The organism is Rhodococcus sp. CX, from assembly GCF_015865005.1.
Taxonomy (GTDB): Bacteria; Actinomycetota; Actinomycetes; order Mycobacteriales; family Mycobacteriaceae; genus Rhodococcus.
On record NZ_JADZGH010000053.1, the window covers coordinates 2,781 to 6,382 of the forward strand.

3 protein-coding genes and 1 pseudogene are annotated in these 3,602 nt (G+C 66.3%); 3 read left to right on the forward strand and 1 reads right to left on the reverse strand.

The annotated features are described in order from the left end of the window. Nucleotides 1-495 (reverse strand): annotated as a pseudogene (locus I0Q12_RS32015) (hypothetical protein); the annotation flags it as partial. A 397-nt stretch (nucleotides 496-892) separates the two neighbouring features. On the opposite strand from I0Q12_RS32015, the gene dnaK reads away from it, so the two are divergent. The 3 genes from dnaK to I0Q12_RS05225 form a co-directional block, all read left to right on the forward strand. Further along, complete coding sequence (dnaK, locus tag I0Q12_RS05215; protein WP_197250938.1) at nucleotides 893-2,734, forward strand: molecular chaperone DnaK; 1,842 nt, start codon at nucleotides 893-895, stop codon at nucleotides 2,732-2,734. Beyond that, nucleotides 2,731-3,369: a nucleotide exchange factor GrpE gene (gene grpE, locus I0Q12_RS05220; RefSeq protein ID WP_197250939.1), complete on the forward strand. Its 639-nt coding sequence runs from the start codon at nucleotides 2,731-2,733 to the stop codon at nucleotides 3,367-3,369. The genes dnaK and grpE overlap by 4 nt, the downstream gene beginning before the upstream one ends. A 35-nt stretch (nucleotides 3,370-3,404) precedes the next feature. Continuing rightward, nucleotides 3,405-3,602: DnaJ domain-containing protein (locus I0Q12_RS05225; RefSeq protein ID WP_197250940.1), on the forward strand; the 198-nt coding region annotated here is incomplete at its 3' end.

Here is a 3,602-nt window from a genome sequence, read left to right on the forward strand (position 1 = left end):
AATTCCCACGAGAGCGGACGGATACCGTCGCAGCAACGAATCCCCGGCGATCACCGCCTCGTCGACGGTCAGAGACCGGGCGAGGTCGACGATCGTGCGCGCGGGTGAGGTGACCGCGGCCGCGCCGACGACGAATATCTCCTCGCGCGCGATCGGCGCCGGATGGACGTGGAGGTTGTCCGTCCGTCGTCCACCAGACCTCCGGTCGCGGGTGATGTGTATGCGGGACAGGTCGGGGTTCCACAGGTCGGCTCCGTGGAACAGTGCGGCGGTGACGTGGCTGAGCACCGCGTCCCAGCCGAGCGTGTGCTGCACGCATCGCGCTCGGACACGGTGCTTGGCGTCGTCGTCGAGTGCGTCGGCCTCGGAGCGGCGAAGGTACGCACCGGGCGCGACCGGAGTGAGAGCGCCACTGCGCAATGCCTGCCGCAGTTCGTCGGGGGTGATGCCGGAGGCGAGAAGATCGGATCGGTAGATCGGTGTCGGATCGGTCATGCCGGTCAGCGTGGCCGTGATCTCGGTGATTCGGGACGCTCCGATGGCGAATTGCCCAAATCTGTGGATCGAATAGGCGCCTGTGGATAACTCCGTCGCCGCAGCCGCCGACGGGGGAGACAGCGGCGCGATGCATGCCGCGCGCTGCTGTCTGGCGGTTGCGCGGCTGGCGGGGGCTAGGGGTGATCCGCGTCACGCACTGGAACAAATACGTGACGGTTGCGGTTAAACCCATCGACAAACCTGAGCGTGCCAGACTCAACTTGGGCTTGACTCCAGTCTCGGTGCGGGTGCAAGCTTGAGTCGGCTTCGCTCACTTGAGTCGAACAGGCTCAGGGTTAGGGCATGAAGGTCCGCGATGCAACGAGGTGTCGCGGCGAGACATTGGAGGAGAATTATGGCTCGTGCGGTCGGCATCGACCTCGGAACCACCAACTCGGTCGTTTCCGTTCTGGAAGGCGGCGAGCCCGTGGTGGTCGCGAACTCCGAGGGCTCCCGTACCACTCCGTCGGTCGTCGCGTTTGCGAAGAACGGCGAAGTTCTGGTGGGTCAGCCCGCCAAGAACCAGGCGGTCACCAACGTCGACCGCACCATCCGTTCCGTCAAGCGCCACATCGGCACCGACTGGACCGTCACCATCGACGACAAGAAGTACACGCCGCAGGAGATCAGCGCGCGCATCCTGATGAAGCTGAAGCGCGACGCCGAGGCGTACCTCGGTGAGGACATCACCGACGCCGTCATCACCGTCCCCGCGTACTTCAACGACGCACAGCGTCAGGCCACCAAGGAAGCCGGCACCATCGCCGGTCTCAACGTCCTGCGCATCGTCAACGAGCCCACCGCCGCGGCCCTCGCATACGGCCTCGACAAGGGCGAGAAGGAACAGACCATCCTCGTCTTCGACCTCGGTGGCGGCACGTTCGACGTGTCCCTCCTGGAGATCGGCGACGGCGTCGTCGAGGTCCGCGCGACCTCCGGCGACAACCACCTCGGTGGCGACGACTGGGACGAGCGCATCGTCAATTGGCTCGTCGACAAGTTCAAGGCGCAGAACGGCATCGACCTGACCAAGGACAAGATGGCCCTGCAGCGTCTGCGTGAGGCTGCGGAGAAGGCGAAGATCGAGCTGTCCAGCTCGCAGAGCACCTCCATCAACCTGCCCTACATCACGGTCGACGCGGACAAGAACCCGCTGTTCCTCGACGAGCAGCTCACCCGCGCCGAGTTCCAGAAGATCACCAGCGATCTCCTCGAACGCACCCGCGCTCCGTTCCAGCAGGTCATCAAGGACGCAGGCATCTCGGTCAGCGACATCGACCATGTCGTCCTCGTCGGCGGCTCGACCCGTATGCCCGCCGTCACCGACCTGGTCCGCGAGCTGACCGGTGGCCGCGAGCCCAACAAGGGCGTGAACCCGGACGAGGTCGTCGCCGTCGGCGCCGCCCTGCAGGCCGGTGTCCTCAAGGGCGAGGTCAAGGACGTGCTGCTCCTCGACGTCACCCCGCTGTCCCTCGGCATCGAGACCAAGGGTGGCGTGATGACCAAGCTCATCGAGCGCAACACCACCATCCCGACCAAGCGGTCCGAGACCTTCACCACGGCCGACGACAACCAGCCGTCCGTGCAGATCCAGGTCTTCCAGGGCGAGCGCGAGATCGCCGCGCACAACAAGCTGCTCGGCTCCTTCGAGCTCGGCGGCATCGCCCCGGCTCCGCGCGGTGTCCCGCAGATCGAGGTGACCTTCGACATCGACGCCAACGGCATCGTGCACGTCACCGCCCGCGACAAGGGCACCGGCAAGGAGAACACGATCAAGATCCAGGAAGGCTCCGGCCTCTCCAAGGAAGAGATCGACCGCATGATCAAGGACGCCGAGGCGCACGCGGAGGAGGACCGGAAGCGTCGCGAGGAGGCCGAGGTCCGCAACCAGGCCGAGTCGCTCGTGCACCAGACCGAGAAGTTCATCAAGGACAACGAGGACAAGGTGCCGGCCGACGTCAAGACGAAGGTCGAGGCTGCCATCAAGGAAGCCAACGACGCTCTCGCCGGTTCCGACATCGCCGCGGTCAAGGCCGCAGTCGAGAAGCTTGCGACCGAGTCGCAGGCCCTCGGCCAGGCGATCTACGAGGCCCAGGGTGCCGATGGTGCCGCTGCCGGTGACGGTGCGGCCGCCGGTGCCGACGACGTCGTCGACGCCGAGGTCGTCGACGAACCGAGCGATACGGACAAGAAGTGAGTGCCGACAAGCGCGAGCAGGAACCGGTGACCGTCACCGACAAGCGACGGATCGACCCGGAGACCTTCGAGGTGCGCGAAGCAGACGCCGAAGCGCAGGTCGTCGAAGTGGAATCCGAGTCGCCGGCTCCTGCCGCAGGAGACGAAGCCGCACTGACCGCCGAACCGTCGCCGGAAACGGCCGAACTCGCCGAGCGCACTGCGGATCTGCAGCGCGTCACGGCCGAGTACGCCAACTACCGGCGTCGGATCGAGCGGGAGAAGGTAGCTGCGATCGAAGGCGCCAAGGCGTCGGTGGTCGGCCAGTTCCTCGACCTGGTCGACGACCTGGATCGGGCCCGCGCGCACGGCGACCTCGAGACCGGACCGATGAAGGCCCTGAGCGACAAGCTCGTCGGCATTCTCACCGGCCTCGGCCTCGAGTCGTTCGGTGCGGAGGGTGATCCGTTCGAGCCGGATCTGCACGAAGCGGTTCAGATGGAAGGCGACGGGAACAATCCCGTCCTCGGGGCGGTCCTTCGCAAGGGGTACCGGCTCGGCGACCGTGTGCTGCGGCACGCGATGGTGACCGTGGCCGACGGCGAGCCGACCGACACTCCGGCGCAAACGCCGCCGGAGGAGTCGGGCACCGAGTAAGAAACAACAAGTACTGCGAGAGGAGGAGGCGCCCGGTGAGCCAGCGGGAGTGGATCGAGAAGGACTTCTACAAGGACCTGGGCGTCTCCCCCGACGCGTCGCAGGACGACATCAAGAAGGCGTACCGGAAGCTGGCGCGGGATCTGCATCCCGACGCCAACCCGGGCGACGCTGCCGCCGAGGAACGTTTCAAGGCGGTCAGCGAAGCGAACGCCGTGCTGTCCGACCCCGCC